This is a genomic window from Photobacterium alginatilyticum, from assembly GCF_009910675.1.
GTDB classification, from domain to species: domain Bacteria; phylum Pseudomonadota; class Gammaproteobacteria; order Enterobacterales; family Vibrionaceae; genus Photobacterium; species Photobacterium alginatilyticum.
Genome location: NZ_RSEJ01000399.1, coordinates 1 through 362, shown reverse-complemented (window position 1 = coordinate 362; position 362 = coordinate 1). Strand labels below are relative to the sequence as shown.

The 362-nt window shown below is 36.7% G+C and carries 1 protein-coding gene; it reads right to left on the bottom strand.

The window, feature by feature from the left end:
- A partial coding sequence (locus tag EIZ48_RS28960) for an acyl-CoA dehydrogenase family protein (RefSeq protein WP_192928774.1) occupies positions 1-362 on the bottom strand: 362 nt, incomplete at both ends.

Here is a 362-nt window from a genome sequence, read left to right as displayed (position 1 = left end):
GCTTGTAAGTCAGAACCTGCATCAGGTTCTGTTAAGTCCATAGCATATGTATCACCTTTAGCAGCTCTTGTTAAATATTGTTGTTTTTGTTCTTCGCTTGCAAATTCATGTATTGTTTCTGCACAGTCTTGTAGTCCCCAAATGTTAGCAAAACCACTATCACCACGAGAAACTAATTCAGCAGCCATTACATAAGGAACAATTGGGAAATTTAATCCGTTATATTCTCTTGGTAAAGACATACCATAAAGACCTGCTTGAGTTAAGACATCATGATTTTCTTGAGTTCCTCTTGCATATTTAACATGTCCATCAATTACTTCAGGACCTTCATGATCAACTTCTTCAGCATTTTCCCAAAG